This window comes from Nonomuraea turcica, assembly GCF_030718205.1.
Classification (GTDB): Bacteria; Actinomycetota; Actinomycetes; order Streptosporangiales; family Streptosporangiaceae; genus Nonomuraea.
Genome location: NZ_JAUZQF010000010.1, coordinates 68134 through 94608, shown reverse-complemented (window position 1 = coordinate 94608; position 26475 = coordinate 68134). Strand labels below are relative to the sequence as shown.

Genomic DNA, 26475 nt, shown 5'->3' with positions numbered 1-26475 from the left:
GCTTTCCTGAGGGAGATCCGGCCGTGGCGGTCTCCGCAGTCGCCACGGCTGGGGAGTCTGGGGCGAGGTGCCCTCACTGTAGGAAGGCCGCAGAATTACCGTCAATGGCTTTCCTTAATATTTCTTTCACGGATTGACGTAATCGGAAACCCGGCCGTAGCCTCCTGGCAACCCCCCGTGCGAAGGGCAAACGACTGATGATCTCCAGAAGAGACATGCTGCGCACCGCCGGACTGACCGGACTCGGTCTGGCCGTGGCCGCCTGTGGACGTGGTTTCGGCGGAGGCGGCGGCAGCGAGTCCGCCTCCGGCAAGACCACGCTGAACATGGTCTGGTGGGGCGACGCCTTCCGCGCCCAGAAGACCCAGGCCGCGCTCGACCTGTTCATGAAGGCCAACCCGGGCATCGCCATCAAGACCGAATACCAGGACAGCGGCCCCTACAAGGACAAGCTGGCCACCCGCTTCGCCGCCGGCAATCCGCCGGACTTGATGATGATGCGTATGGACAGCCTGCGGGAGTACGCCGACCGCAAGTCGCTCCTCAACCTCAATGACCACCCCGGCATCGTCGACACCACCAACCTCAGCGAGGCCGCGGCGAACCTCAGCAAGGTCGGCGACGCCGTCTACGGCATCCCCTCGGGCCTCAACGCGATCGGCTACATCGTCAACAAGACGATCACCGACCAGTACGGCGTGACCATCCCCGACGGCAACACCTGGACCTGGGAGGACCTGGCCACGTTCGCCAAGGAGATCACGGACAAGAGCGGCAAGAAGGTCTACGGCACCCTGGTGGACCCGGCGACCCTGGCCAACCTGGTCGTCTACGTCTCCCAGCAGGGCGAGGACCTCTTCACCGCCGACGGCCGGTTCGGCGTCAGCGAGGCCACGCTGACCAAGTGGTTCCAGATGTTCGAGGACATGCGGAAGGAGGGAGGCCTCCCGCCCGCGGGGTTCGTCGAAACCATCGGTTCCTCGCCCGACCAGTCCTACATCGCCAAGGGCTCCATCGCCTCGCAGATCATCCCGAGCAACGGCCTCCTCGGCTACAACAAGGTCTCCGGCGGCAACCTGGTGCTGCTGGGCATCCCCGGCGAGGCCACCGCCAAGCGGCGGGGCACGAACATCGGCACCCCGGCACTGTGGTCGATCGCCGCGACCTCCAAGCATCCGAAGGAGGCGCTGCAGCTGCTCAACTTCCTCATCAACGACGTGGAGGCCAACAAGGCCATGGGCACCACCCGGGGCGTTCCCGCCAGCACCGTAGTCGCCGACGCGATCAAGCCGACGCTGGAGAAGGACGACCAGGTGGCCACCGACTATCTGATCGGCCTGCAGAAGCAGACACTGGTCGCCGTTCCGCCGTACCCCAAGGGCGCCAGCGGCATCCAGGACGAACTCACCGCGGTCGCTCCCGAGGTCGAGCACGGGCGGCTGACCCCGGCCGAGGCCGCCAAGAAGGTCATCGAAGCGGCGACGAAGGCCCTGTCGCAGTGACGCTCACGTCTGTGAAGGACCCGGCCGTGCCCGAGGCGCCGGTTTCGCCACGCAAGGCGGCGAAACCCCCTCAGGACCGGTCGGGCTACCTGTTCATCCTGCCCTGGTTCATCGGGATGGCCTTCACGATCATCCCGTTCTTCGCCTCGCTCTACCTGGCTTTCACCGACTACAACCTGCTGAACGTGCCGAACTGGATCGGCCTGGAGAACTTCGCCGAGATGTTCTCCGATGACACGTGGTGGCAGTCGGTCAAGGTCACGTTCGTCTACACCTTCGTCTCAGTGCCGCTGTCGCTGGCCGCCGCGCTGGGCGTCGCCATGCTCCTCAACCGGGGCGTGCGTGGCCTGCCGGTCTACCGGGCGATCTTCTACCTGCCCTCGCTGCTGGGCGGCAGCGTGGCGCTGGTGCTGCTGTGGCGCTACATCTTCGGCCTCAACGGCATCGTCAACGCCTTCCTCGGCTTCTTCGGCATCGAGAAGATCAGCTGGACGTCCGACCCGGACTACGCCCTCACCACGCTGATCATCCTGCACATCTGGACGTTCGGCTCGCCCATGGTGATCTTCCTGGCCGGCCTGAAACAGATCCCGTCGATGTATTACGAAGCCGCCGCGATCGACGGGGCGAACAAGTGGCAGCAGTTCCGCAAGATCACGCTGCCGCTGCTCAGCCCGATCATCTTCTTCAACCTGATCCAGTCGCTGATCTCATCGTTCCAGACCTTCACACAGGGGTTCATCTTCAGCGGAGGCAAGGGCGGGCCGGCCAACTCCACGATGTTCTACAACCTCTACCTGTACAAGCAGGGGTTCGAGCAGTTTCACATGGGCTACGCCTCGGCGATGGCCTGGATGCTGCTGATCATCATCGCGGCGTTCACCGGCCTCAACTTCCTCCTGGCCAAGCGGTGGGTGCACTATGACAACTGACGAGAGCTACCTCGAGCGCATCGGCAACACCCGCCGCAAGCGCTTTACCAAACACCTGCTGCTCTGCCTGGTCAGCATCGTCATGCTCTACCCGTTGCTGTGGCTGGTGTCCAGCTCGCTCAAGCCGGCCGGGATCGTCTTCAAGGACCTCTCGCTCTGGCCCGCCGAGTGGGACCTCTCCAACTACACCGTGGGCTGGACGGCCCTGCAGTTCCCCTTCGACCTCTATCTGGTCAACTCGGTCGTCATCGCCGTGCTGAGCATCCTGGGCAACCTGCTGTCATGCTCGCTGGCCGCCTACGCCTTCGCCCGGCTCAACTTCCGTGGCCGCAAGCTGTTCTTCGCGCTGACGCTCGGCACGATGATGCTCCCCGGTCACGTGCTGCTGGTCCCGCAGTACATCGTCTTCGCCAAGCTGGGCTGGCTCAACACCTACTTCCCGCTGATCGTGCCGAACTTCCTGGCCACCAGCGCGTTCTACATCTTCCTGATGGTGCAGTTCATCCGCTCCCTGCCCAAGGAGCTGGACGAGGCGGCCCGCATCGACGGCGCGGGCACGTTCCGGATCTTCTGGAGCGTGATCCTGCCGCTGTGCAAGCCCGCCTTCGCCACCACGGCGATCTTCACCTTCATCTCGACCTGGAACGAGTTCTTCTCTCCCCTGCTCTACCTGACCGAGCAGGAGCTCTACACCGTGCCGCTGGCGGTGCGCCAGTTCATCGACTCCGAGGGCCAGTCCCAGTGGGGGCAGATGTTCGCCATGTCGTTCGTCTCCCTCGCCCCGGTCATCGGGTTCTTCATCGCCGGCCAGAAGTACCTGGTCAAGGGCATCGCCACCACGGGATTGAAGTAGATGCAACGCTATTCCTTCGTCGGGACCGGCTCGCGCGCCCAGATGTACCTGGCCGCCCTGCTCGGCCCCTACGCCGACCTCGGCCGTCCGGTGGCCTTCTGCGACACCAACGAGGTGCGTATGGCCTACTACGACCGGATCGTCGGCGCCCCCCTGCCGCACTACCTCCCCGACGCCTACGACGAGATGCTCGAACAGAGCGACGTCGTCTTCGTCACCTCCCGCGACGACACGCACGCCGGCTACGTGAGCCGTGCGCTGCTGGCGGGGGTCGACGTGGTGGTGGAGAAGCCCATGACCATCGACCTGGCCGGGGTGCGGCAGATCCACGACGCGCTCCAGGCCGGTACGTCGGAGCTGACGGTCACCTTCAACTACCGCTACTCCCCGCGCAACGCGCTCATGCGGCAGCTCATCGCCGACGGAGAAATCGGCGAGGTCACCTCCGTCACCTTCGAGTGGTGCCTGGACACCGTGCACGGCGCCGACTACTTCCGCCGCTGGCACCGCGACAAGGCCGCCTCCGGCGGGCTGCTGGTGCACAAGGCCACCCACCACTTCGACCTGGTCAACTGGTGGCTGGGCGACCGTCCCGAGGTGGTCTTCGCCCGCGGCGGGCTACGCTTCTACGGCCCCGGCAACGCCCGCCGCCGCGGCCTGGGCACCCGGCCCGCGCGCGGCCTCATCGACGGCGACCCGTTCTCCCTGGACCTGGCCTCGGACGAGAAGCTCCGCGAGCTCTACCGGGATGGCGAGCACCTGGACGGCTACATCCGCGACCGCGACGTGTTCTCCGACGGCATCACCATCGAGGACAACCTCAACGTGGTGGTCGGCTATCGGGGCGGCGCGTCGATGTCCTACACCCTGCACGCGCACTGCCCGTGGGAGGGCTACCGCGTCGCGATCAACGGTACGGCGGGGCGCATCGAACTCGACGTGGTCGAACGGCCCCACGTCTCACCCGCGGGCGCCTCCTCGACGATCGGCGCGGCCACCGCCGCCTCGAAGCCGGCCGTCGCCCCGGCCGAAGTCCTGGACCCGAGTGCTCTGTCGGAGAGCGAAAGTGCCGTCGCTGACGCGGGACACCGGCAACGTGGCTCGCGTCTGCTGCTGCAGCGCCACTGGGAGCCTGCGGTCGAGGTGCCCATCCCCGAAGGCGCGGGCGGCCACGGCGGCGGCGACGCCATGCTCCTGCACGACGTCTTCCGCGGTCCCTCCGGAGACCGGCTGAGCAGGCACGCCGGGTTCGCCGACGGCGCCGCGAGTGTGCTGGTCGGCGTGGCGGGCAACGAGTCGCTGCGCACCGGCAAGGCCGTTCATCTGGATGAGCTGGGATTGCCATTGCCATGACCCCCGCCCTGCTCGTGGCGGCACCGCCCGGGGACTACGCTCATAATCCCCGAATGCGAGAGGGCGGCGAGATGGCCACGGAAGTGCTGCGGCTGGATGGACGAGAGGTGGCCTCCTATGTCTGGCAGCCGAAGGCGCCCGCTTCCAGTTCACCGCGCCCCTTCCTGCATCCCGTGCGCACCCTGGCCGGCCGTACCGTGACCGACGCCATGCCCGACTCCCACCCGCACCAGTTCGGGATCGGCGTGACCTTCCCCGACCTCGACGGGGTCAACTTCTGGGGCGGGCGCACCTTCGTGACCGGTCACGGGCCGGCCTGGCTCGACAATCACGGCAGCCAGCGGCACGAACGCTGGCTGAGCCGCAGCGAGACCTCGCTCTCGCACGCCCTGCGCTGGCTGGGGCCCGACGACGGGCTGCTGCTGCACGAGCGGCGGACGATCACCTGCACGCCGGTCGACGGGACCGTCTGGTCGCTGGCCGTACGGACCCAGCTGACCAACGGCGCCGAGCGGGCCCTGGTGATGCGGAGTCCGGCGGCCAAGGGGCGGGTCGGCGCGGGCTACGGCGGCTTCTTCTGGCGCGGGCCGAACGTCACCGGCGCCGCCGTGTTCAGCGCCGCGGGCGAAGGCGTGGAGCCCGTGCACGGCCGGAGCGCCACCTGGGTCGCCGTCGCCGCCCCGGAGTGGACCCTGGTCTTCCGGCCCGGCGACGAGGACACCGCCCAGGACCCCTGGTTCGTCCGGGCCCGCGACTACCTCGGCGTCGGCTCCTGCGTGGCCTGGGCGGAGCCGCTGGTGCTGGAGCCGGACGAGACGATCTCCCGCACCGTGGTCGTCCTGGTGGCCGACGGCCGCCTCACGGCCGAAGACGCGGCCCGGCTGGCGACATGACCGCCGCCTTCCGGCCCAGCGCGCCGCGCTCGCCCGAGGGCGCCGTCCGGCAGGAGAACCTGCGCGACCTCAACCTCGAGGTGGTCTTCCAGCGCATCCTCACCGCGGGTGGTCCCATCTCCCGCACGGAGCTCGCCACCGCCACCGGGCTGACCCGGCCCACCATCACCCGCATCGCCGAGGAACTGCTGGCCGGACAGCTCATCACCGAGAAAGGCGTCACCCACAGCGGCCGGGCGGGCCGCCCGCGCGTCGGCCTCACGCTGTCGGACCGCGGTCCCGCCGGGCTCGGCCTGGACATCCGCGCCGACGGCCTGGCCGCGTGCGTCGTGGACCTGACCGGCACCGTGCGCCACCTGACCTTCGTCCCGGCCCGCTACGCCGACCGGGACGCCGCCGCCGTCCTGACCGAGCTGGCGCGCATGGCCCGCGAGGCCATCGACGCCGTCACCGCCAAGGACCTGACCGTGGTCACGACCACCTTGGCCGTGCCCGGACCGGTCGACGGCGGCATCGTTCGCTCAGCCCCTGCGCTCGGCTGGCGCGACGTACCCGCCGGAACGTTCCTCGGCGACATGGGCCTGACCACCGCCGTCGAAAACGAGGCCAACCTGGCCGCCCTCGGCGAGCTGTACGCCGGCGACAACACCCTCGACAGCTTCGTCTACGTCTCCGGCGGCCTCGGCATCGGCGCCGGGATCGTGCTTGGCGGCCACCTCATGCGCGGCGCCCGCGGCTGGAGCGGCGAGTTCGGCCACGTCACCGTCCACCCCGACGGCGCTGCCTGCCCGTGCGGGGCTCGCGGCTGCCTGCAGGCCTACGCCAGCACCGCCGCCATCGTCGGCGACGACCCCGTTCCGGAATCCGTCAATCCCGACAACGCTGTCACCGAGCGCGCCGAGGCAGGCTCCCCCTCCACGCTCGCCGCCCTGGAGCGGGCCGGCACCGCGCTCGGCATCGCCCTGTCGAGCGCACTGAACATCCTCGACATCGACACCGTGCTGCTGGGCGGCAGCTTCTCGCTGATGTCGTCCTGGCTCACCGCCACCGCCAAGGCCGAGATCGACCGGCGCGTCCTCACCGCCGCCTGGGCTCCCGTCACCGTCCGCCCCGCCCTGCTCGGCCCGGACGCCGCCGTGATCGGCGCGGCGCTCACCTCCATCGACCAGATCCGCCGGCAGCCCACCGTCTGGCTCGCCCGCCACGCCTGAACCTCCAGCAGAAGCCGCCTACCACGCCCTGCCCACCGCCGGCCGCGACGCCGACACCCGGGGCGCGCATCCACCCCTCCGGCGTCGTCACGCTGCGCCTGGCCCGCCGAGCTCTTGTCGCCAGCGGACCGGATGCGCCAGGCGGCGTTAAAAGGTCATGCGCGTGCCGTTCACTCACGCGCTGAGTTCGCTCAGTGGGGTGTCTTCTCTCCGGCCTCGATCGCGAAGGGGAGCCGGTTGGTCGATGGCGGCAGCGGGCAGATGGGGAAGTGCTCGCTGAACGCGCAAGGCAGGTTGACGGTGCGGTTGAAGTCGAGCATCACATTGCCCTCGCTGTCCGGGCTGGAGATGTCCAGGGAGCGGCCGGCCCCGTAGGTGGCGACGCCGCTGGTGGCGTCGGTGAAGACGGTGAGCAGCATTCCGTGTGAGCTGAGCACCTGGAGGGTGTGCTCGGTGCCCGCGTACTCGAAGTGCACCAGGCCGGGCGTTTCGTGGGTGTGGGCGTTCCGCTCGACGGAGTCGAGCGTCACGGAGGCGGGCGAATCGTAGCGTTCGAGGCGGCCCGGCAACACCCATCGCGGGCTGGGCTCGTAGACGGGCACGCCGTCGAAGTCCCGTCGTGCTGGTGAGTTCGGGTCGTAGGTCACGATCAGATACGTGCCCCGGTAGGTGATGCCCACCTCCCGTTCGCCCACGGTGACCCGGAGGTCGTCGGGGGCGCCGGCGAGGGTGAACCGGCGTTCGGCGGTGAAGGTTTCCTCGCCGAACGTCATCGGGGTTCCCTGGGGGTCGATGTGGATGGCGTCCCCGTGCTGCCACCATAGGCCGGGCAGCCCGGGATAGCTCCGGGGCGTGTCGTCGAGCCATGCATGGGAGGTGGCGGCCAGCCAGCCCAGGGGCTGGGTGAGCCATTGCTCCCAGCCGGCCCTCCACTCCCGCCAGGCGCGCGCGAACTCCTGCGGGCTGGTGTCGTTGCCGATGATCGGGCTGGTGGGAACGTGGGCGTCGCTCATCGTGGTTCTCCGTATTCCTGTATTTGCCGGTCAGTGCGTGGTCGTGGTGGGGCGGGCCCACGTGGCGAAGAGGATCAGGGCGAGCAGGGGGAAGACCACCCCGGCGGTGAGGGCGGTGGCGATCGCCCCCGCTTCACCGGCTCCGGCTGCGGCGATCGCCCCCGCTTCACCGGCTCCGGCTGCGGCGGCACCGTAGACGGTGGTCATCACGGCCAGGCCGAGCGCGCCGCCGAGCTGCTGCATGGCTTGATTGAGACTGGAGGCGGCGCCGAGATGGGCGGGCGGCGCCTGGTGCATGATGACGGCGGTGAGCGGCGCGACGGTCAGCCCCGCACCGAGGCCGAGCAGGACGAACGGCCCGAGCAGGCCGCTGGCGAAGGTGTCGGCGGCGTCGATCCGCGACATCCACACCAACCCCGCGAGCAGGGCGGACATCCCGAGGGAGCCGACGATCCGCTCTCCGTACCGCGGCACCAGACGGCCGGTCAACAGGTTCGTGACGAGCAGCGCGGCGCTGAAAGGCAGAACGGACAACCCCGTCTGGAGTGGGGTGAAGCCTAGGGCGTTCTGGGTGAACAACGCGGCGAAGTAGAGGAAACCGGCCTGGCCCGCCGGGATCAGCATCATGGCCAGCAGCGGGGCCGCGCTGCGCATCCTCGTGAAGAACCCCAGAGGCACGACCGGGGCGGCGTGGCGCCGTTCGATGAGGACCAGGGCGAGCAGCCCGGCGATCGCCAGCGCGAACGAGACGAGGACCGGCAGGCTGGCCCAGCCCTGGGACTCGGCGTTGATGAGACCGTAGACCAGGGCGGTCATGCCGATCGTGGATGCGACGGCCCCGCCGACGTCGAGGCGGGCCGGCGCGCGGGGCGCCTCCGGCACCAGCAGGCGTACCCCGACCAGGACGACCAGGCCGATGGGGATGTTGACGAACATCACCCATTCCCAGCCCAGGGACGTGGTCAGCAGCCCGCCGAGCACCAGACCGAGCCCGGCGCCGATGCCGATGGACAGCACGAACACGCTCATCGCCCGGGCGCGCTGCGGACCGGGCCTGGTGATCGACATCAGCAGCACGAGCGTGCCCGGCGCGGCCAGCGCCGCTCCCACACCTTGCAGGACGCGGGCGGCGATGAGCATCGCCGGCGTCGTGGCCGCACCGCCCAGCGCCGAGGCGACGGTGAAGATCGACACGCCGATCAGCAACGCGCGGCGCGGGCCGATGATCGATCCCACCTTGCCGCTGAGCAGGACCAGACCGCCGAAGACCAGGGCGTAGGAGGTGACCACCCAGGACAGTCCGGTCGCCGAGAAGCCCAGCGCGTGCCGGATCTGGGGCAGCGCGACGTTCACCACGCTGTTGTCGATCACCAGGATGAGCTGGGTGAGGCACAACACGATGACCGCCGGGTAGCGCAGCCGCTGTGCGGAGGGTGGGTGGTCGCCGCTCTCCGCCGGCCGTTGATCCGGCGGGATGACGCGGTCGTCGCCCGGATCATGGCCGGCGCTCTGGAGGGATTGGGTGCTCACCGTAAGCGTCCTTTCTGACGGTGGCCAGTGCTGACGGTGTTCGGCGCCTGGCAGGCGTCGCACGGCTGCGAGTCTGCGTCGCCCCCGGAGGCGGACGCACAAAAAATTGCCGGGCCGGCAAGAGGTGCCCCGGGGGAATGCGAGCGCATGTGTGGACGCTTGACGCCATGGCTGGACGTGGAGCCGCGTCCGGCGCTTGCGTTTCCTCGTTGCCGAACCAGCAAGGATGGCCACTGTGGACGACGATCTCGACGCCGCGCTGACGGCCCTGGGTCCGAGGCTTCGGCGGATGCGCCACCATCGCGGCCTGACCCTGGCCGACCTGGCCGCGGAAACCGGCATTTCGGAGAGCACCCTGTCGCGCTTGGAGAGCGGTGGGCGGCGGCCGAACCTCGAACTCCTCCTCCCGCTGGCCAGGGCCTACGGCATGCCACTGGAGGAGCTCATCGGGGCACCGCAGACCGGCGACCCACGCGTCCACCTGCGGCCGATCCAGCGCGACGGCATGATCTACATCCGGCTGACCCACAAGGCGGGCGGCACGCAGGCGTACAAGCTGATCATTCCCGGGGCGATGGGCCCTGCGGAGCCCGATCCGCAGCGTCATGAAGGCTATGAGTGGGTCTACGTGCTCAGCGGCCGGCTACGGCTCGTGCTCGGTGACCAGGAGCTCATCCTGGCGCCTGGTGAGGTGGCCGAGTTCGACACGCATGTCCCGCACTGGATGGGGAACGCCGGGGCCACGCCGGTCGAGCTGCTCATCCTGTTCGGGCCCCAGGGGGAACGCGCTCACGTACGTGCCCGGCCCCGCCAGAACTCGAATCACAAGGCCCCACGCAACTAACATCCCTTGTAACTTACCAAGGACGTTAGTTACATCTCATGACAGTTTTGCCGCGTGGGGTTTTCGTTGGCAGGGCTGAGGAGTTGGCGGCGCTCGAAGCGTGGTGGGCGGGCTCCGCGCCGCGTCCGGCCATGGTGTGGGGACGGCGGCGCGTTGGAAAGACCGCGTTGATCGAGAAGTTCGCCGAAGGTAAGCGGATGGTCTTTCACACCGCGGCGCGGCGGCCCGTGGTGGACGAGCTCCGGGAGTTGTCGAGCCGGATGGCGCCGGTGGCGGCGGAGTCGCTTCGTGATCTGCGGGAGCGGCCGTACGAGCGTTGGGAAGATCTGCTCGACGGCCTTGCGGAGCTGGCCCGGGACGAGCCGCTGCTCCTCGTTCTGGACGAGTTTCCCGAGCTCATCGCCGCCTCGCCCGCGTTGCCGACGATTCTGCGGGCGTTTCTGGACCGGTCGCAGGGGCACACCCGCCTGCGGATCTTGATCTGCGGATCCTCGGTCCGGGTGATGGCGGCCATGCAGGACTACCGCAAGCCGCTGTACGGCCGGTTCGACGAGAGCATTCTGCTGCATCCGTTCCGCCCGGCCGAGGCGGCCGCGATGCTTCCTGGCCTGCCTCCGGCGGATCGTGCGCTGGTGTACGGGATCACCGGCGGGATGCCGCTCTACCTGCAGTGGTGGCAGCAGGATCTCTCGGTGCGGGAGAACCTGCGGACACTGGCCTGCCGCCCGGGCGCGCTCCTGCTCACAGAGGGGGAGCGGGTCCTGGGAACCGAGATCGAATCCGGCGACAAGCCGGCCGCCATCCTCTACGCCCTGGCCGCAGGACGGACGAAGCACCATGAGATCGAAGACGCCATCCGGGCGGAGGCGAGCCGCACTCTAGAGCGTCTGATCACGATGCGACTCGTGGAACGCCTGATCCCGGTCACCGAGGACCCGGCGCGCAGCAAGCGGCGCATCTACCGGATCGCCGACAATTTCCTGGCGTTCTACCTGGGGATCCTGTCGCACTATCGAGCCGAGATCGAGCGCGGCCTCGGGGCGACGATCGTCGACGCCCTGCTGAACGACCTCGATGACCACATGGGGGCCATCTACGAGGGGGCGTTCCGCGACCACCTGCGACGATTGGCGGTCGAAGGCCGGCTCGGCCCCGCGGTCGTCGCGGTCGGACCCTGGTGGCGGCACGACGGCCAAGATCAGCTCGACGCCGTCGTCCTGGCCAAGCAGGGCAGGACGAGAAAGCCCATCCTGGCTGGAGAGTCGAAATGGGCGCGGCAGGTGGATGCGGCGCGCATCCGCCGGGGACTGGAACGCAAGGTCGCTGACCTCGCGGACCCAGACGAGCTGCGGTACGCCGTCTGCGCGAGAGAGACGCTGATCAACCTGGACGACGACGTCCTCGGCATCACCGCTACGGACATCTTCGCCCCCTGAAGTAGACGCGTCACGCTCGGGACGCCCGGCACGTGAGGCGAAGGGGCTGAGTGAACGTCGATGGTTCGGGTGTCAGGCCCCGTCACTCCAGTTCTCCGATCGCAGCCGCGACGTGCCCGCCTCCACCCTTGCATGTCCAAAGCGCTGCCCCACCCACCTGCTTCGGATGCAGCCCGAGAGAGTGTGCTGGACAGGTCGGCCAGATCTTCCCATCCTGCTCAGCGATCACTTCCTGGGCCAGATCAGCGATCAGCACGAGGGTGGCAACCGGCTCATGCTCCTCGTCACCGCGCAGCCCGAGGCTGGAATATTGCCCCTTGTACTCGACGCGCAAGTAGCCGAGGTCGTCCCACTCCGGGGTAGCGAAGCCGAGTCGTCCGGCGAGGCCGGTCGCGTCCATGTCGCACTGAACGGCGAGCACTGCGTTATCCAGGACCTTGTTGATGGTCATGTCCCTCAGCCTGACAGCAGTTCCGTGAGCCTTTCTCGCCGAAAGCCTGGTCTGCCTGTTCACAGCATGATCGCAGGTCAGTAACGGCCATCTTCGATCGTTACTAGTGAGCGCCAACGAGAACGGGCGGGACTCCGTGAGACTGGAGACCCGCCCGTTCGTACGATGCTCGCCCTGGTCAGCGGCCGGAACCGCTGGTCATCGCCTGGTGTCAGCGCTCGCCCTTCACGAGCGCGTCGCCGGCCCTGGAAGCCTCGGCGTCCGCCGCGTGCGTTCTCCCGCGGCTGCTTGGAAGGAGACGATGAAGCTCCGGCGCTATGAGTCAATTGGCCCGGCCGTGCCGCTATCAGCCAACGCTGGGCCCGACGTCGCCTGCCTGGCCGGAGTGTCGCTAAGGCCGTCTCACGCGTGCTGAACACCGAGCCTCACATGAGTGACGAGATCGTGAGCGCGCGCCAGCAGCGTGGTGCGGTCCGCATGGAGCCACGGGCAGCGAACGTTCAAGCTGACCGTGTGTTGATCACTCCTTGCCGGTCATCCCTGGGATGGCTCATCGAGCAGCGCGCGGGCCGTTACGACGTCGGTGATGAGGACATTGACCCAGCCGCCGCTGATCGCCGCGCGGATGGCCGCGCGCTTGCGTACGCCACCTGCCATGCCGATCCGGCGCGGAATCGTCCGGAAGATCTCCGGGTCGATCCCGACGACGCGGCTGTTCAGGTCGCTGTGGATCAGCTCGCCGGTCGAGTCGAAGAACCGCTGGCAGACGTCGCCGACCGCATGGGCCGCGATCAGTTGGTCCTGGTCGGCGGGGGCGATCGCGTTGCCGCTGTCGCGCAGCAACGGTGAGGGCTCCACGCTGCCGATACCGACCAGTGCGATCGTGAGGCTCTGCCACTCTTCGATCACGGATTGCATGGCCACGTCGTTGACCAGGCTCTGGCGGATCTCGGCTGTGCCGACCAAGCCGGGAGCCTGGACGTAGAGCGGTTCGGCGCCGATCAGCTCGGCGAGATGATTCAGCAGGCGGTTGGCCTTGGCCTGGACGGCACCTTCGCCGACGCCGCCGACGAGCTGAACGACGCGGTCTGCGCCTGCCACGCGCAGCGGGTGCAGCCGGTCAGCGACCGACAGGAGCGTTTGGCTCCACGGCGAGATGCCGATCCGCTCTCCGCCGGCCAAGGTCGATTCGAGGTAGGCTGCTCCGGCCGAGCCGATACTGGCGATGATCTCCGACTCGTCACCCTCGACATCGACGACGACCGCCTCCCGCAGTCCGTATCGGCCCTCCAGTGCTTGCTCGAGCGTCAGGTGCACGCCCTGGGAGACGACGACGACCGTTCGCACGATGCCGATCTCGCCCGCACGCTTGAGCAGCCGGGACACCTTCGTCTGGGAGATGTGCAGAGCGTCGGCGATGTCCGCTTGGCGGATGCCCTGTTCGTGGTACATGTGCGCGACCTTGGTGATCAGCCGCACCCGCCCGTCGGGGACAGACCGGCCGGCGCCGCTCGCGTGCACAGCCATCAGGAGCCGTCCCCTTCACCGTCGCTGAATCTCATCGTCCAACATTTTCCATCCAGGAGGTCCCTCCTCGCGCAGATGGACCAGGGCCGTCGCCACCTGGAGCAGTGCCCATACACCGTTCTGCGCACGAGCGCACCACGGCCGCTTGTTTCGCCCACGAGAAGCACTCCTCACCATCGAACGCCGCAGAAGGTTATTGACAGCCATCCGCAGATCGGCCAACCTACGGGCACGGAATATTATGCACTATCGCATAATTATGCACTGGAGTCTGTGATGCGCAAACGCAGAGTGATCATCAACACCGACGCCAAGAACGAGGCCGATGACCAGTTCGCCATCGTCCACGGGTTGTTGTCACCGGCTCTTGACATCCGCGCGCTGATCCCGGCCCACTTCGGCACCCGGCGTACGCAGCGGAGCATGGAGGAGTCCCGTGAGGAGATCGACCTCCTGCTGGACCTGCTCGGCTTGGCGGATTCCGTCACCGTCGCGAACGGCGCTGCAACGGCGTTGCCGGACGAGCACACCGCGGTGGACTCGCCCGGCGCACGGCTGATCATCGAGGAGTCGAGGCTCGCGAGCCAGGATGACCCGCTCCACGTGGCCTTTCTCGGGCCGCTGACCGACATGGCCTCGGCGATCCTGCTGGACCCCGAACTGGTCCGGCGACCGGTGGTCGTGATCTGGATCGGGGGCTCCGGGTACTGCGGGTACGACGAAGGCCCGGGGATCGAGTTCAATCTGTCCAACGACGTCCACGCCGCCAACGTGGTGTTCGACTCTGGCATCGCCGTGTGGCAGGTGCCCAGGGACGTCTACACCAAGGTCTCGGTGGGCTATGCCGAGCTGGATGAGAAGATCGGCGACGCCGGTCCGCTGGGCCGCTACCTGATCAAGCAGCTCCGCGAGTGGAACGCGGCCTACCACCCTGAGCCGATCGAGTCCCGTTCATTGGGCGATTCGCCGGCCATCGCGCTGATGCTCTTCCCGAAGAGTGGAAACCTGCGGGTGAGACCCGCTCCCCGTTTCGGCGCGGACGGCTCCTACCTGCCGGGTTCGAACCACCCGATCCGGGTCTGCGAGGAGGTCGACGTGCGGTTCCTGCTGGAGGACATGTTCGCCAAGATCCGGGCCTTCGGCCGCGAGCACGGCTGACGCCCCGCCCATCGTTAGGAGATCGACATGACTGGCAGGTCGTACACCCGTCGGGGATTCCTCGCCCTCTCGTCCGTGGCGGTGACCGGGCTCGGTGTCACCGCCTGTACCGGTGCCTCACTCAGCGGCGGCGGCGGCGGAACGGCACCGGCGTCGAACAAGCTCCGCCTGTTCACCTACGAGGACGACTCGACCATCGGCACGCTGAAGGCCCAGGTGAAGAAGTTCGACGAGCAAAACGGCACGACCACCACGGTCGACAGCCTTCCCGGCTCGGGCGCCGCCCAGTATCCCGACAAGCTGCGGACAGAGCTGCTGGGCGGCAGCGGTCCCGACATCTGGCGGATCTGGGGCGGGCAGCTCGGCGCGCCGTTCGCGAAGGCGAAGCAGGCGGCCGACCTCGCGCCGTACTACCAGAAGTACGGTTGGGACTCTTCCATCAACACCGCGGCCATCGCGGGCATGACCTTCGGCGGCGTCAAGGCGGGTGTCCCGTTCACGGCGCGTGCCCTGGGCGCCTGGTACAACAAGGAGCTGCTGGCCAAGGCAGGCGTCGACGACGTGCCCAAGACATACGCCGAGCTCGAGGAGATGAACGAGAAGCTCGTCGCCGCCGGCATCACGCCGTGCGGGCTGGGCGGCAAGTACGGCTGGCACATCATGCGCTTGTTCGAATACCTGCTGGAGCACACCGCGGGCCCCGACCTCCACGACAAGCTGCTGGCCGGGCAGGAGAGCTGGGCCCGGCCGGAGGTCGTCGAGGCGTTCACGCTGTTCAAGAAGTGGCAGGACGAGAAGTGGCTGCCCGAGGGCGCGCTGGGCCTCGACCCTGCCGACGTCGGCAACTGGTACGTGCAGGGCAAGGTCGCCTACGACATCGAAGGGCAGTGGACGGAGACGACGGCCATCCTCGCGGCCAAGAAGGACCCCAAGGACTTCGGGAACTTCCAGCTGCCGACCGACCAGTCCCCCGCCCGGCACTCCGGTTTCGTCGAGGGCTACATGATCAACGCCAGGTCGGGCAACAAGGACAAGGTCGCGGCCCTGCTCGACTTCCTCCTCAAGCCGGAGAGCCAGAAGGCCATGCAGATCGGCTCGTCCACGGTCAAGGGCGCCGAGCCCGACCCCAAGGAGATGCCGCTGTCGGCGGAGTGGGCCGAGAAGTACGACGCGAGCCCCTTCTACACGATCCAGGACCAGGCCTTCCCCAAGAAGGAGTCGGACCAGTACTTCAGCGTGCAGAGCGATCTTCTCCAGGGTGCGATGACGCCGGCCGCGGCGGCCAAGAAGATGCAGGAGATCGTCTCCGCCTGGGCCAGGAACTGACGCGGGGCGGCTGATGGCAATCGCGAGCACGTATCCAGCGCGGCGGGGGCGATGGCGGCCGTGGCTGTTCGCCCTTCCCGCGCTGGGGGTCTATGTCGTCTTCCTCGTCTATCCCGCCGTGTCGTCCCTGTGGTTCAGCTTCACCGACTGGGACGGCCTCAGCCCTGCGTACAACGTCGTGGGGCTGGACAACTACGCGCGGATGTTCAGCGATCCGGTGGTGCTTACCGCGGCGAAGAACAATCTCATCTGGTCGCTGGTGACGATCGTCTTCCCAGTGACGATGGGCCTGGCGTTGGCGATGGTGCTGAACGGCAAGGTCCGCGGCAAACCCGTGCTGCGGTTGATCTTCTACGCGCCGGGCGTGTTGCCGCTCGTCTCGATCGCCTCGATCTGGGGGTGGCTCTACAACCCCCAGTACGGCGCCATCAACGCGTTCCTCGGCCTGATCGGTCTGGACGGACTGGCCCAGCCATGGCTCGGGCAGGACTCCACCGCGCTGTGGGCGGTGATGGTGCCGGCGGTGTGGCTGCGGACCGGGTTCCCGATGTTGCTCTACCTCGCCGCCCTGCAAGGAATCCCCTCGGAGCTCTACGAGGCGGCGAGAGTCGACGGGGCGAGCCGCCGGCGCCAGTTCTGGCACGTCACCATGCCGAGTCTGCGCTCCGCGCACTACATCGTGCTGGCATTGTCCCTCATCGACTCCTTCAAGGTCTTCGACATGGTCTACGCCATGACCTACGGCGGTCCGGGCACGGCCACCCAGGTGATGGGGACGTGGATGTACGCCAACGTCTTCCAGTACTACCAAGCCGGATACGGCACGGCCATCGCCGTCGTGATCACCGTCGTGGCGATCGCGGTCGGCATCCCGTACGTGCTGTCGCAGACCAGGGAGCGCGCGACATGACGTCGGTTGTTTCCGCCTCCACGACGACGGCCGTCGCCCCGGCCGAGCCGGTGCAGCCCGCCAAGGGCAAGGGCGGCCTCGGCCTGACGATCGTGGTGGCCGTGGTGGCGGTCTTCTGGATCTCGCCGCTGGCGTTGCTCCTCGTCACCGCGGTCCGGCCGCTCTCGGACTTCATCGGCAATGGCCCGCTGTCCTGGCCGTCGGCGTTCACCTGGGAGAACTTTGCCGACGCCTGGGACATCGGCAACTTCGCCACGACGTACGGGAACAGCGCCCTGCTGCTGATCCTCAAGGTGCCGCTCGGCGTGCTGATCTCGGCGATGCTCGGATTCGCCCTGGCGAAGCTGCGGATGAAGTTCCGCCGGACGGTGATGTTCTCGGTCTTCCTCGGGCTGACGATCCCGATCTACATCGCGATCGTCCCGGTGTTCATCATGATGCGCACCGCCGGCGCGACCGACAGCGTCGTCGGGCTGATCGGTCCGTACCTGGCCTTTGGCATCCCGTTCGAGGTCCTTGTCCTGCAGTCGTTCTTCCGGCAACTGCCGAACGAGATCGTCGAGGCGGCGCGCGTCGACGGCGCCGGGGACTGGCGGATCTTCTGGAGCATCGTGCTGCCGCTGTCCGCACCTGCACTGGTCACGGTGGCGATCCTGGACGCCGTGGCTACGTGGAACGAGTTCCTGTTCGCCTTGATCCTGCTGAGCTCCGACGCGAACAAGACCCTGCCTGTCGGTTTGCTCAACTTCCAGGGCCAGTTCTCCAACAACAACACCGGTTTGGCCGCGGGGATCCTGATCGCGGTCGTGCCGATCCTCATCGCGTACACGCTGCTCCAGAGGTGGATCGTCGGCGGCCTGACCGCCGGGGCCACCAAGGGATGAAGAGCTAGGAGTGATCATCGTGACAGATATGCCGACCTTCGGCGCCGGTATCTGGCATTTCGCCACGTACAAGGACCGCTACGCCACCGACGGGTACGGCCCGCCGGTAGGCCTGCTGGAGCAGATCGACCGGGCCGGAGCCGTGGGCGACCTGTCGGTGGTGGACCTCAACTGGCCGTTCGCCGGCTTCGGCGGCACGCTCGACGACGTCAAGGCCGCGTTGGACACCAACGGCCTGCGAGCCATCGCGATCACCCCCGAGATCTACACGCGGGACTTCGTGAAGGGCTCGTTCACCAACCCTGACCCGGCGGTACGCAAACGCGCGCTCGCGTTGATGCACGATGCCACCGACGTGGCCCTGGAACTCGGCTGCTCCTATGTGAAGCTGTGGCCCGGCCAGGACGGCTGGGACTACCCGTTCCAGGTGGACTACCACGACATCTGGCAACTCGCGCTCGACGGCCTGACAGAGCTGTGCTCCGCGCATCCGGAGATCAACTACGTCATCGAGTACAAGCCACGCGAACCGCGGGTGAAGATCATCTTCCCGAGCGTGGCCAGGACGCTGCTCGGCATCGAACGGATCGGCCTGCCCAACCTCGGCATCCTGCTCGACTTCGGCCACTCCCTGTACGGGCAGGAGACACCCGCCGACGCGGCGCAGCTGGCCATCGACTACGGGCGCCTGTTCGCGATCGACGTCAACGACAACATGCGCGGCTGGGACGACGACATGGTCGTCGGCTCCGTCCACCTGGTGGAGACCTTCGAGTTCTTCCACACCCTGCGCAAGAACGACTGGCAGGGGGTGTGGCAGCTGGACCAGTTCCCGTTCCGCGAGGACAGCGTCCAGGCGGCCAAGCAGGCGATCCGTTTCCTGAAGGCGGTGCACCGCGCGCTCGACGTGCTGGACGACGCGGCCCTCGCCGCCGCCCAGGCCGCGCACGACGCGATGGCCGCGCAACGGCTCGTCCAGAACGCCTTGCTGACCTCGATGGCCGGACTGGAGGACGCATGACGGCCACGACCCAGCCGCTGGAGATCGCCGAGCACGTCACGATGCCCGTGCTTGGCCGGCTCGACGCGCACGCGGGCCGCGCGGAACAGATCGCGCACATTGCCGAAGCCGCCCGGCAGATCCGGATCCAGGACCTCAAGCTCGTCCACCACGCGGGGGCCGGGCACATCGGCGGCGACTTCTCGGCGATCGACATCCTGGCCACGCTGTACGGCGCGGTGCTGGACATCAGCCCCGACCGGGTCACCGATCCAGAGCGCGACCGGTTCATCCTGAGCAAGGGCCACGTGGCCGGCGCGCTGTACACGACGCTGGCGGCGTTCGGATTCCTCCCGGTCGCCGCCCTCGCCACCTTCCTCCAGCCGCTGTCGGCGTTGAACGGGCATCCCAACCGGACGAAGGTCCCAGGCGTCGAGGCCAACACGGGACCACTCGGGCACGGGCTGCCTGTCGCGGTCGGACACGCCTTGTCGGCCAAGCTGGATGTGTCCCTGCGCCGTACCTATGTGCTCGTCGGCGATGGAGAGCTGCAGGAGGGCAGCAACTGGGAGGCCATGATGGCGGCCGCGCAGTATCAGCTCGACCGGCTGACCGTGATCGTCGACCGCAACCGGCTGCAGCAGGGTGCCACGGTCAAGGAGACCAACGACCTCGATCCGCTGCCGGACAAGGCGGCCGCCTTCGGCTTCGCCGTCGTCGAGGTCAACGGGCACGACCACGGCGAACTGCTGGAGGTGCTGTCGTCCGTGCCGTTCCGGCCCGGCAAGCCCACCTTCGTGATCGCCCACACGCACAAGGGGCATCCGATCTCGTTCATGAGCAACAACGTCGCCTGGCACCACAAGGTGCCGAACGAAGCGGAGTACCACCAGGCGCTGAGCGAGCTCGAGACGGTGCGCCATCCCCGATTCGGCAAGGAGCGTTGATGCCGCGAACCTCGGTCGCCGACCTGCCCCGCCACGACTGCCGGGACGCCTACGTCGCGACCCTGTCCGAGCTGGCCCACGAGGACCACCGGATCGTCGGCGTGGTGAACGACTCGATCGGTTCCAGCAAGCTCAACAGCTTCCGCAAGTCCTTCCCCGACAGGCTCATCAACGTGGGCATCGCCGAGCAGGACATGGTCGGCGTGGCCGCGGGCCTCGCCAATGGCGGCCGGATCCCGTTCGTGTCGGCGGCCTCCTGCTTCCTCACCGCGCGGGCGCTGGAACAGATCAAGGCGGACGTCGCCTACTCCAACCACAACGTCAAACTCTGCGGCATGAGCCCCGGTGTCGCCTACGGCGAGCTCGGGCCGACGCACCATTCCATCGAGGACATCGCCTGGCTGCGGGCCATCGCCAACCTGACCGTCATCGTCCCGGCCGACCCCGTCGAGACCAGTGCCGCGCTGCGCTGGGCGGCCGCGGTCGACGGGCCGGTGTTCGTACGGGTCAGCCGGATGAGCGTGCCCCAGGTCAACGCGGACGACTACGCGTTCGTCCCCGGCAAAGCGGTGGCGCTGCGCGAGGGGACCGACGTGACACTGATCGCCAACGGGACGGTGCTGTGGCGCGCGCTGGTCGCCGCCGAGCAGCTCGCGACGGAGGGGATCTCGGCGCGGGTGCTGTCGATGCCGACGGTCAAGCCGCTCGACGTGGAGGCGGTCGTGGCCGCCGCACAGCAGACCGCCGGCATCGTGACGGTCGAGGAGTCGACCACCGCCGGAGGCCTCGGCGGGGCGGTCGCCGAGACCGTCGTCCGGCATCATCCGACGCGGGTCACGATCCTCGGTGTACCGGAGTTCGCACCGACCGGGTCCGCGGCGTTCCTGCTCGACCGGTACGGGATGTCCCCCGAAGGCATCGCCGAATCCGCGCGAGGGCTGCTCCGCCATGGCTGACCCGCTCATCCTGGCCATCGACCAGGGCACCAGCTCCACCAAGGCGCTCCTCGTCGACGAGGCCGGCCGGGTCGTCTCCCGCGCGGTCGCGCCGGTCACCGAGACCCAGCCCCGCCCCGGGTGGGTGGAGCAGTCCCCCGAAGAGTTGTGGCAGAGCGTACGGCGCGCGGTCGCCGACTGCGTCGACCCCGCACAGGCCGGTCGGATCGCCGGCGTGGGATTCAGCAACCAGCGCGAGTCGCTGGTGCTGTGGGAGCGCCGCACCGGCGAGCCCCTCGGACCGCTGCTGAGCTGGCAGGACCAGCGCACCGCTGCCCGGTGCCGCGAGCTGGCCGCCACCGGCGCGGCCGAGCTGGTGCGGGCGGTGAGCGGGATGCCGCTGGATCCCATGTTCTCCGCGCTCAAGGCCCGCTGGCTGCTGGATGCGTACGATCCGGACCGGCGGCGCAGCCGCGCCGGCGAGCTGTGCCTCGGAACCGTCGACTCCTGGCTCCTCAGCCGCTTCGGCGGCGAGCACGTCATCGAGGTCGGCAACGCCTCGCGCACCCAGCTCCTCGACATCGAGACCAGGGAATGGGACCCGCGGCTGCTGGAGCTGTTCGGGGTGCCGCGCGACGTGCTGCCCCGGATGGTGGCCTCCTGCGGAGCCTTCCCCGCCGTCCGCGACCTGGCTCCGCTCCCCGACGGAGTCCCGGTCCTGGCGGTCATGGGCGACTCGCACGCCGCGATGTTCGCCCACGCCGGCTGGCGCCCCGGAGTGGTGAAGGCCACCTACGGCACCGGCTCGTCGGTGATGGCCATCGGCGACGGCGGCAGCGGCATCGACGGGGCGCCCGGGCTGTGCCGCAGCATCGCCTGGGACATCGACGGCCCCGCGCTCTGCGTCGAGGGCAACATCCGCGCCACCGGCCGCACGATCGCCTGGCTCGCCGAGCTGTTCGGCGTCCCCACCGAGACGCTGCTGGCTGAGGCCGAGGACAAAGGACCGGAAGGCGTGCACTTCGTCCCTGCCTTCGGCGGACTCGGCGCCCCCTGGTGGGAGCCCGACGCCACCCCCGTCCTCACCGGCCTGTCGCTGGGCACCCGCCGCGGCCAACTCGTCGCCGCCGCCCTCGAAGCCGTCGCCTTCCAGATCGAGGACGTCGTGGCGGCGATCGAGCAGGCGGTCGGATGCGTACGGGTCCTCATGGCGGACGGCGGGCTCACCCACAGCGCCCGGCTGATGCGACTGCAGGCCGACCTCAGCGGGCGCGTCGTCGCCCGCTCCGGCGAGCACAACCTGTCCTGCCTCGGCGCGGCCGACGCCGCCGGGCTCGCGGCCAAGCTGTGGACCCTCGAACAGCTCGAACAGCGGCCACGGCCCGCGGACGAGTTCGAGCCCGCCCTCGACGAGGCGGAACGCGCGGCCAGGAAGGACGCCTGGCACGGGGCGGTCCGCAGATCCCGGCCTCCGGAGGAAAGGAGCGGCACATGACCACGACGGCGCCGACCGGTCGCCGGCGCATACCAGCCCGCTGGATCACCGCCGCGGCCATCGCCGTGCTGGTCGTCCTCATGGCGGCCGACACCGAGTACCGGACGGCGGAGAGCGCGGCGGCCGCGGCGCCGAAGAAGTTCGACCCCGCCGCCTTCGGCGCCCAGAACTACCAGACCAAGGTCGTGCCCGCTGTCCAGGCCGCCGCCGTCGACCTGCCGGTCCTGCTCAAGGCCCTGGCCGAGGACAAGGAGGCCGCCGGGCGTAAGTACGGCAAACGCCAGGGCACCGGACCCTACACCTTCGCCGTCAAGGCGACGGGCAAGGCCGGGCAGGCCAAGTCGGGGCTGCTGCCGGTCGCCGTCGAGGGCCTGCCGGAGGACACCAGGGTGTCGCTGCAGATCGGCCCGGCCATCAACGGCACCGCGCTGCGGGATGCGGCAGGGTTCATCACGTTCGGCCAGTTCACCAACCAGGTGGAGTACGCCGACGCGGCCACCGCCCTGAACAACGAGATGCGCGACAAGCTCCTCAAAGGGCTCGACGTGGCGGCGCTGGACGGTAAGGGCATCTCCTTCATCGGGGCCTTCACCCTGCTGACACCGCAGACCGTGACGATCACCCCCGTGGCGATCTCATGACGGCGCCTCTTACCGGGCCGGTGCTGCGGGCCTGCGAGGTCACCAAGGTGTACGGCGGCACCCACGCGCTCAAGGGCGTCGACTTCGCCGTCGCGCCCGGCCGCGTCACCGCCTTGTTCGGCGAGAACGGCGCCGGCAAGTCGACGCTGATGAAGATCCTGGCCGGGATCGAGCAGCCCACCACCGGCCACGTCGAGCTGGACGGGCGGCCGGTGCGGCTCCAGTCGTCCCGGCACGCCGCCGACCACGGCATCGCCATCATCCACCAGGAGCTGAGTCTGTGCCCGAACCTCAGCATCCAGGACAACCTGTTCCTGGCCCGCGAGGTCCGCACGGCGTTCGGCGCCGTCGACCGCAAGGCGCAGCGCGCGGCGACGGCAGCCGTCCTCGACCGGCTGGAGGAACACGTCGATCCCGACCGGCTGGTCGGTGACCTGCGGCTGGGCCAGCAGCAGGTCGTGGAGATCGCCCGCGCCCTGCTCCAGCGGGCCCGCGTCCTGATCATGGACGAGCCGACCTCCGCCCTGACCGCGCCCGAGGTGGAGGTGCTGTTCCGGGTGATCAGGGAGCTCACTGCCGCGGGTGTGGCGGTCGTCTACATCTCCCACCACCTCGATGAGGCCCTCGACATCGCCGACGACGTCGTGGTGCTGCGCGACGGCGCGCTCGTCGCCACCGCCGAGGCCGCCCGGGTGGACATTCGCTGGATCGTCGAGCAGATGGTCGGCCGGGATCAGGACGCCCTGTTCCCCAGCCGCGACCCGGTGCTCGGCCAGGCGGCTTTGACCGTCCGCGACCTCACCGTCGCCGATCCGGCCACTCCCGAACGGCTCGCCGTGAACAGGCTGTCGCTCGCCGTCCGCGAAGGGGAGATCGTCGGCGTCTACGGGCTGATGGGCTCCGGCCGCACGGAGCTACTGGAAACACTCGCGGGCCGCCTGCGCCCCGACTCCGGTGAGATCCTGCTGGCCGGGACACCGCTCGGCGAGAGCGGCATCCGCGAGCGCATCGACTGCGGCGTGGTGCTGGTCCCCGAGGACCGCCAGCGCGACGGCCTCGTCCAGACCATGTCCGTCGGGCAGAACCTGTCCCTGGCGGCGCTCGGCACGTTCGTCCGCGGCCTGTTCGTCTCCGAGCCGCGTGAGCGCGCCGCCGTCGCCCGGACGATCACCGACGTCACCGTCAAGACCAGCGGTGCCCAGGCGGCCATCGGCTCGCTCAGCGGCGGCAACCAGCAGAAGGTCATCATCGGCAAGGCACTGCTGACCGGGCCGCGCGTCCTGCTGCTGGACGAGCCGTCCCGCGGCGTCGACGTGGGCGCCAAGGCCGACATCTTCGAGTTGATGGCGGCCCAGGCCCGGCGCGGCCTGGCCGTCCTGTTCACCACGTCCGACGCCGAAGAGGCCCTGCACATCCCCGACCGGTTGCTCGTGCTCGCCCGCGGCACCCTCGTCGGCGAGTTTCGGCGCGGCGAGCTCTCCAGGGAGGAACTGATGCGCGTGTCCGACGGCGGAACCCAGGCCGGAGATCAGGACGGTCCAGCGTGACGGCAACGGCAACCACCGCACCGCCGGAGCAGGCCGCCTCCCGGGCCCGCCGCCTGTCGCTGCTGAACATCGCCTTCGAGCTGCGCGCCTTCATCGCGCTCGCCGTGCTTGTCGTGATCTTCAGCCTGCTGTCCGACTCGTTCCTGACCGTGCCGAACCTGATCACGATGACCAAGCACGTCGCGATCAACGCCGTGATCGCGCTCGGCATGCTGCTGGTCATCCTCAAGGGCGGCATCGACCTGTCGGTCGGCTCCATCGTCGGACTGTCCGGGGTGGTCGCCGGCGAGCTGCTGCAGGGCCTGCATGTCGGTGGCCTGATCGCTTACCCGCCGGTGTGGGTGGTCATCGTGTTGTGCGTCGCGGTCGGCATGGCGGTCGGAGCCGTCAACGGCGTGCTCATCACCCGCTTCAACGTGGCGCCGTTCATCGCCACGCTCGGCATGCTGTACGTGGCCCGCGGCGCGGCCATGCTCATCTCCGACGGCGCCACCTATCCCAACCTGGGCGGCAACCCCGCCCTCGGCAACACCGGCTTCGGCCTGCTCGGCAGCGGCCGCCCGCTCGGCCTGCCCACATCCATCTGGATCATGATCGTGCTCGCGGTGGCGATCGTGCTGCTGCTGGCCAAGTCCCCCTTCGGCCGCTGGTTGTACGCCACCGGCGGCAACGAGCGGGCCGCCGACCTGTCCGGCGTGCCGATCCGGCGGGTCAAGACCATCGTGTACGTGATCTCCGGGGCGTGCGCGGCCGTGGCCGGGCTCATCATCGCCTCGGAGCTGACCTCGGCCGCCCCGCAGGCCGGGGAGACGTACGAACTCAACGCGATCGCCGCCGTCGTGATCGGCGGCGCCGCGCTCAGCGGTGGCCGGGGCACCGTGCGCGGCACCCTGGTCGGCGCCTTCGTCATCGGCTTCCTCGCCGACGGCCTGGTGATCCTGGGCGTGTCGACGTTCTGGCAGATCCTCATCAAGGGCGCGGTCATCATCCTCGCCGTGATGCTCGACCAGGGCCAGCAGCGATTCAAGCGACGGGGCGCCGCTGCGGCGGCGGTCGCCGCAAGCAAGAAGCACAACTGAACCACAAGGAGACACCGATGCCCCCCACACGCGTCGTCACCCTGGCCCTGTCCGTCCTGCTCGGCTGCTCCACGCTGGCCGCGTGCGGCAGTGGCGGCGGCGACCAGCCCGCGACCAGCGCGAAACCCGACACCGCGGCGGCCGGCGGTCTGATCGCGATCATCACCCCGTCGCACGACAACCCGTTCTTCAAAGCAGAGGCCGAGGCGGCGAAGGCCCAGGCCGAGAAGCTCGGCTACCAGACGTCCGTGGCTTCCCACGACGACGACCCGAACAAGCAGAGCGAGCTGATCGACGCCGCCATCTCCCGCCAGGCCAAGGCGATCATCCTGGACAACGCCGGCGCCGACGCCTCCATCGGCCCGGTCCGCAAGGCCACCGACAGCGGCGTCCCCGTCTTCCTGATCGACCGCGAGATCAACGCCACCGGCATCGCCAAGGCCCAGATCGTCTCCAACAACTCCCAGGGCGCCCAACTCGCCGCGCAGTCGTTCGTCGAGGCCATGAAGAACAAGGGCAACTACGTCGAGCTGGTCGGCAAGGAGTCCGACACCAACGCCAGCGTGCGCTCCAAAGGGTTCGCCGACGTGATCTCCCAGTATCCCGACATGAAGGTGGTGGCCAAGGAGAGCGCCAACTGGGACCAGCAGGAGGCGTTCACCAAAATGGAGACCATCATCCAGAAGAGCCGCGACATCCAGGGCGTCATCGCCGGCAACGACACCATGGCCCTGGGCGCGGTCGCGGCGCTGAAGGCCGCGGGCCTGCTGAAGAAGGTCGTGGTCGTCGGCTTCGACGGCAGTCCCGACGCCATCGCCGCCGTCAAGGCGGGCGAGATGCACGCCACCGCGCTGCAGCCGGCCGCGCTCGGCGCGACCAGCGCCGTGGATCAGGCCGACCAGTTCATCAAGACCGGCAAGACGGACAAGGAGGAGAAGCAGTCCATCGACTGCGAGCTGGTCACTGCCGGCAACGCCGACGAATTCGGTGTCTTCGCCAGGAAGTAGC

Annotated in this window: 24 protein-coding genes; 20 read left to right on the top strand and 4 right to left on the bottom strand. The window is 68.7% G+C overall.

Annotated elements, in window-relative coordinates; all coding sequences use genetic code 11:
- Positions 1-197 precede the first annotated feature (197 nt).
- The 6 genes from Q9G87_RS25685 to Q9G87_RS25660 are packed head-to-tail and all read left to right on the top strand — an operon-like array spanning position 198 to position 6744.
- Complete coding sequence (locus Q9G87_RS25685; protein ID WP_305919020.1) at positions 198-1502, top strand: ABC transporter substrate-binding protein; 1305 nt, start codon at positions 198-200, stop codon at positions 1500-1502.
- Between the two features lie 11 nt (positions 1503-1513).
- A complete protein-coding gene (locus Q9G87_RS25680) occupies positions 1514-2434 on the top strand; it encodes a carbohydrate ABC transporter permease (protein ID WP_371825822.1) in 921 nt (306 codons plus the stop codon).
- Positions 2424-3287 carry a carbohydrate ABC transporter permease gene (locus Q9G87_RS25675; protein WP_305919019.1) on the top strand — a complete coding sequence of 288 codons (864 nt, stop codon included), beginning with the start codon at positions 2424-2426 and terminating at the stop codon, positions 3285-3287. The genes Q9G87_RS25680 and Q9G87_RS25675 overlap by 11 nt, the downstream gene beginning before the upstream one ends.
- Positions 3288-4640, top strand: coding sequence for a Gfo/Idh/MocA family protein (locus tag Q9G87_RS25670; RefSeq protein ID WP_305919018.1), 1353 nt, complete (start codon positions 3288-3290; stop codon positions 4638-4640). It abuts the gene before it with no gap.
- Between the two features lie 53 nt (positions 4641-4693).
- Positions 4694-5533, top strand: coding sequence for a DUF6807 domain-containing protein (locus Q9G87_RS25665; RefSeq protein ID WP_305919017.1), 840 nt, complete (start codon positions 4694-4696; stop codon positions 5531-5533).
- Entirely contained in the window at positions 5530-6744 is a 1215-nt protein-coding gene (locus tag Q9G87_RS25660) for an ROK family transcriptional regulator (RefSeq protein WP_305919016.1), read from the top strand. Before Q9G87_RS25665 ends, Q9G87_RS25660 begins: the two co-directional genes overlap by 4 nt.
- Positions 6745-6935: 191 nt before the next feature.
- Here Q9G87_RS25660 and Q9G87_RS25655 read toward each other — a convergent pair whose 3' ends face one another.
- Together Q9G87_RS25655 and Q9G87_RS25650 are read right to left on the bottom strand one after the other, a co-directional pair.
- The gene (locus tag Q9G87_RS25655) at positions 6936-7757 is read right to left on the bottom strand and encodes a DUF1684 domain-containing protein (RefSeq protein WP_305919015.1); all 822 of its coding nucleotides are present in this window, start codon (positions 7755-7757) and stop codon (positions 6936-6938) included.
- A 30-nt stretch (positions 7758-7787) separates the two neighbouring features.
- Positions 7788-9287, bottom strand: a complete 1500-nt coding sequence (locus Q9G87_RS25650; RefSeq protein WP_305919014.1) for an MFS transporter — start codon at positions 9285-9287, stop codon at positions 7788-7790.
- Positions 9288-9522: 235 nt separating this feature from the next.
- Between Q9G87_RS25650 and Q9G87_RS25645 the strand changes: the two genes are divergently transcribed.
- Positions 9523-10131, top strand: coding sequence for a helix-turn-helix domain-containing protein (locus tag Q9G87_RS25645; RefSeq protein ID WP_305919013.1), 609 nt, complete (start codon positions 9523-9525; stop codon positions 10129-10131).
- A 38-nt stretch (positions 10132-10169) separates the two neighbouring features.
- On the top strand, positions 10170-11567 hold the full coding sequence (locus tag Q9G87_RS25640; RefSeq protein ID WP_305919012.1) for an ATP-binding protein: 1398 nt from the start codon (positions 10170-10172) through the stop codon (positions 11565-11567).
- Positions 11568-11649: 82 nt separating this feature from the next.
- Here the strand turns inward: Q9G87_RS25640 and Q9G87_RS25635 are convergent, their stop codons facing one another.
- Together Q9G87_RS25635 and Q9G87_RS25630 are read right to left on the bottom strand one after the other, a co-directional pair.
- On the bottom strand, positions 11650-12018 hold the full coding sequence (locus tag Q9G87_RS25635) for a hypothetical protein (protein WP_305919011.1): 369 nt from the start codon (positions 12016-12018) through the stop codon (positions 11650-11652).
- A 534-nt stretch (positions 12019-12552) separates the two neighbouring features.
- Entirely contained in the window at positions 12553-13404 is an 852-nt protein-coding gene (locus tag Q9G87_RS25630; protein WP_371825821.1) for a sugar-binding transcriptional regulator, read from the bottom strand.
- Positions 13405-13821: 417 nt separating this feature from the next.
- On the opposite strand from Q9G87_RS25630, the gene Q9G87_RS25625 reads away from it, so the two are divergent.
- Genes Q9G87_RS25625 through Q9G87_RS25570 form a run of 12 tightly spaced genes read left to right on the top strand, consistent with a single transcriptional unit; the run spans position 13822 to position 26474 of the window.
- A complete protein-coding gene (locus Q9G87_RS25625; protein ID WP_305919010.1) occupies positions 13822-14703 on the top strand; it encodes a nucleoside hydrolase in 882 nt (293 codons plus the stop codon).
- 27 nt (positions 14704-14730) lie between these two features.
- A complete protein-coding gene (locus tag Q9G87_RS25620) occupies positions 14731-16029 on the top strand; it encodes an ABC transporter substrate-binding protein (RefSeq protein WP_305919009.1) in 1299 nt (432 codons plus the stop codon).
- Positions 16030-16042: 13 nt separating this feature from the next.
- Complete coding sequence (locus Q9G87_RS25615; protein ID WP_305919008.1) at positions 16043-16939, top strand: carbohydrate ABC transporter permease; 897 nt, start codon at positions 16043-16045, stop codon at positions 16937-16939.
- Positions 16936-17823: a carbohydrate ABC transporter permease gene (locus Q9G87_RS25610; RefSeq protein ID WP_305919007.1), complete on the top strand. Its 888-nt coding sequence runs from the start codon at positions 16936-16938 to the stop codon at positions 17821-17823. Before Q9G87_RS25615 ends, Q9G87_RS25610 begins: the two co-directional genes overlap by 4 nt.
- Positions 17824-17851: 28 nt before the next feature.
- Positions 17852-18844 carry a sugar phosphate isomerase/epimerase family protein gene (locus Q9G87_RS25605; protein WP_305919312.1) on the top strand — a complete coding sequence of 331 codons (993 nt, stop codon included), beginning with the start codon at positions 17852-17854 and terminating at the stop codon, positions 18842-18844.
- Entirely contained in the window at positions 18841-19770 is a 930-nt protein-coding gene (locus tag Q9G87_RS25600; RefSeq protein WP_305919006.1) for a transketolase, read from the top strand. Before Q9G87_RS25605 ends, Q9G87_RS25600 begins: the two co-directional genes overlap by 4 nt.
- The gene (locus tag Q9G87_RS25595) at positions 19770-20726 is read left to right on the top strand and encodes a transketolase family protein (RefSeq protein ID WP_305919005.1); all 957 of its coding nucleotides are present in this window, start codon (positions 19770-19772) and stop codon (positions 20724-20726) included. Before Q9G87_RS25600 ends, Q9G87_RS25595 begins: the two co-directional genes overlap by 1 nt.
- On the top strand, positions 20719-22200 hold the full coding sequence (locus tag Q9G87_RS25590) for an FGGY family carbohydrate kinase (RefSeq protein WP_305919004.1): 1482 nt from the start codon (positions 20719-20721) through the stop codon (positions 22198-22200). Before Q9G87_RS25595 ends, Q9G87_RS25590 begins: the two co-directional genes overlap by 8 nt.
- Positions 22197-22841 carry a DUF2291 family protein gene (locus tag Q9G87_RS25585; RefSeq protein WP_305919003.1) on the top strand — a complete coding sequence of 215 codons (645 nt, stop codon included), beginning with the start codon at positions 22197-22199 and terminating at the stop codon, positions 22839-22841. The genes Q9G87_RS25590 and Q9G87_RS25585 overlap by 4 nt, the downstream gene beginning before the upstream one ends.
- Positions 22838-24388 (top strand): sugar ABC transporter ATP-binding protein, encoded by a 1551-nt coding sequence (locus Q9G87_RS25580; RefSeq protein WP_305919002.1) that lies wholly within the window; start codon positions 22838-22840, stop codon positions 24386-24388. The genes Q9G87_RS25585 and Q9G87_RS25580 overlap by 4 nt, the downstream gene beginning before the upstream one ends.
- Positions 24385-25467, top strand: coding sequence for an ABC transporter permease (locus tag Q9G87_RS25575; RefSeq protein WP_305919001.1), 1083 nt, complete (start codon positions 24385-24387; stop codon positions 25465-25467). The genes Q9G87_RS25580 and Q9G87_RS25575 overlap by 4 nt, the downstream gene beginning before the upstream one ends.
- A 17-nt stretch (positions 25468-25484) precedes the next feature.
- Complete coding sequence (locus tag Q9G87_RS25570; protein WP_305919000.1) at positions 25485-26474, top strand: D-ribose ABC transporter substrate-binding protein; 990 nt, start codon at positions 25485-25487, stop codon at positions 26472-26474.
- Position 26475: the final 1 nt, after the last annotated feature.

What these genes read in the sequence shown, in the direction of transcription:
- Q9G87_RS25685 (WP_305919020.1), top strand. Translation starts at nt 198, where the DNA reads ATGATCTCCAGAAGAGACATGCTGCGCACCGCCGGACTGACCGGACTC.
- Q9G87_RS25675 (WP_305919019.1), top strand. Translation starts at nt 2,424, where the DNA reads ATGACAACTGACGAGAGCTACCTCGAGCGCATCGGCAACACCCGCCGC.
- Q9G87_RS25670 (WP_305919018.1), top strand. Translation starts at nt 3,288, where the DNA reads ATGCAACGCTATTCCTTCGTCGGGACCGGCTCGCGCGCCCAGATGTAC.
- Q9G87_RS25665 (WP_305919017.1), top strand. Translation starts at nt 4,694, where the DNA reads ATGCGAGAGGGCGGCGAGATGGCCACGGAAGTGCTGCGGCTGGATGGA.
- Q9G87_RS25660 (WP_305919016.1), top strand. Translation starts at nt 5,530, where the DNA reads ATGACCGCCGCCTTCCGGCCCAGCGCGCCGCGCTCGCCCGAGGGCGCC.
- Q9G87_RS25655 (WP_305919015.1), bottom strand. Translation starts at nt 7,757, where the DNA reads ATGAGCGACGCCCACGTTCCCACCAGCCCGATCATCGGCAACGACACC.
- Q9G87_RS25640 (WP_305919012.1), top strand. Translation starts at nt 10,170, where the DNA reads ATGACAGTTTTGCCGCGTGGGGTTTTCGTTGGCAGGGCTGAGGAGTTG.
- Q9G87_RS25635 (WP_305919011.1), bottom strand. Translation starts at nt 12,018, where the DNA reads ATGACCATCAACAAGGTCCTGGATAACGCAGTGCTCGCCGTTCAGTGC.
- Q9G87_RS25625 (WP_305919010.1), top strand. Translation starts at nt 13,822, where the DNA reads ATGCGCAAACGCAGAGTGATCATCAACACCGACGCCAAGAACGAGGCC.
- Q9G87_RS25620 (WP_305919009.1), top strand. Translation starts at nt 14,731, where the DNA reads ATGACTGGCAGGTCGTACACCCGTCGGGGATTCCTCGCCCTCTCGTCC.
- Q9G87_RS25615 (WP_305919008.1), top strand. Translation starts at nt 16,043, where the DNA reads ATGGCAATCGCGAGCACGTATCCAGCGCGGCGGGGGCGATGGCGGCCG.
- Q9G87_RS25610 (WP_305919007.1), top strand. Translation starts at nt 16,936, where the DNA reads ATGACGTCGGTTGTTTCCGCCTCCACGACGACGGCCGTCGCCCCGGCC.
- Q9G87_RS25605 (WP_305919312.1), top strand. Translation starts at nt 17,852, where the DNA reads ATGCCGACCTTCGGCGCCGGTATCTGGCATTTCGCCACGTACAAGGAC.
- Q9G87_RS25600 (WP_305919006.1), top strand. Translation starts at nt 18,841, where the DNA reads ATGACGGCCACGACCCAGCCGCTGGAGATCGCCGAGCACGTCACGATG.
- Q9G87_RS25595 (WP_305919005.1), top strand. Translation starts at nt 19,770, where the DNA reads ATGCCGCGAACCTCGGTCGCCGACCTGCCCCGCCACGACTGCCGGGAC.
- Q9G87_RS25590 (WP_305919004.1), top strand. Translation starts at nt 20,719, where the DNA reads ATGGCTGACCCGCTCATCCTGGCCATCGACCAGGGCACCAGCTCCACC.
- Q9G87_RS25585 (WP_305919003.1), top strand. Translation starts at nt 22,197, where the DNA reads ATGACCACGACGGCGCCGACCGGTCGCCGGCGCATACCAGCCCGCTGG.
- Q9G87_RS25580 (WP_305919002.1), top strand. Translation starts at nt 22,838, where the DNA reads ATGACGGCGCCTCTTACCGGGCCGGTGCTGCGGGCCTGCGAGGTCACC.
- Q9G87_RS25570 (WP_305919000.1), top strand. Translation starts at nt 25,485, where the DNA reads ATGCCCCCCACACGCGTCGTCACCCTGGCCCTGTCCGTCCTGCTCGGC.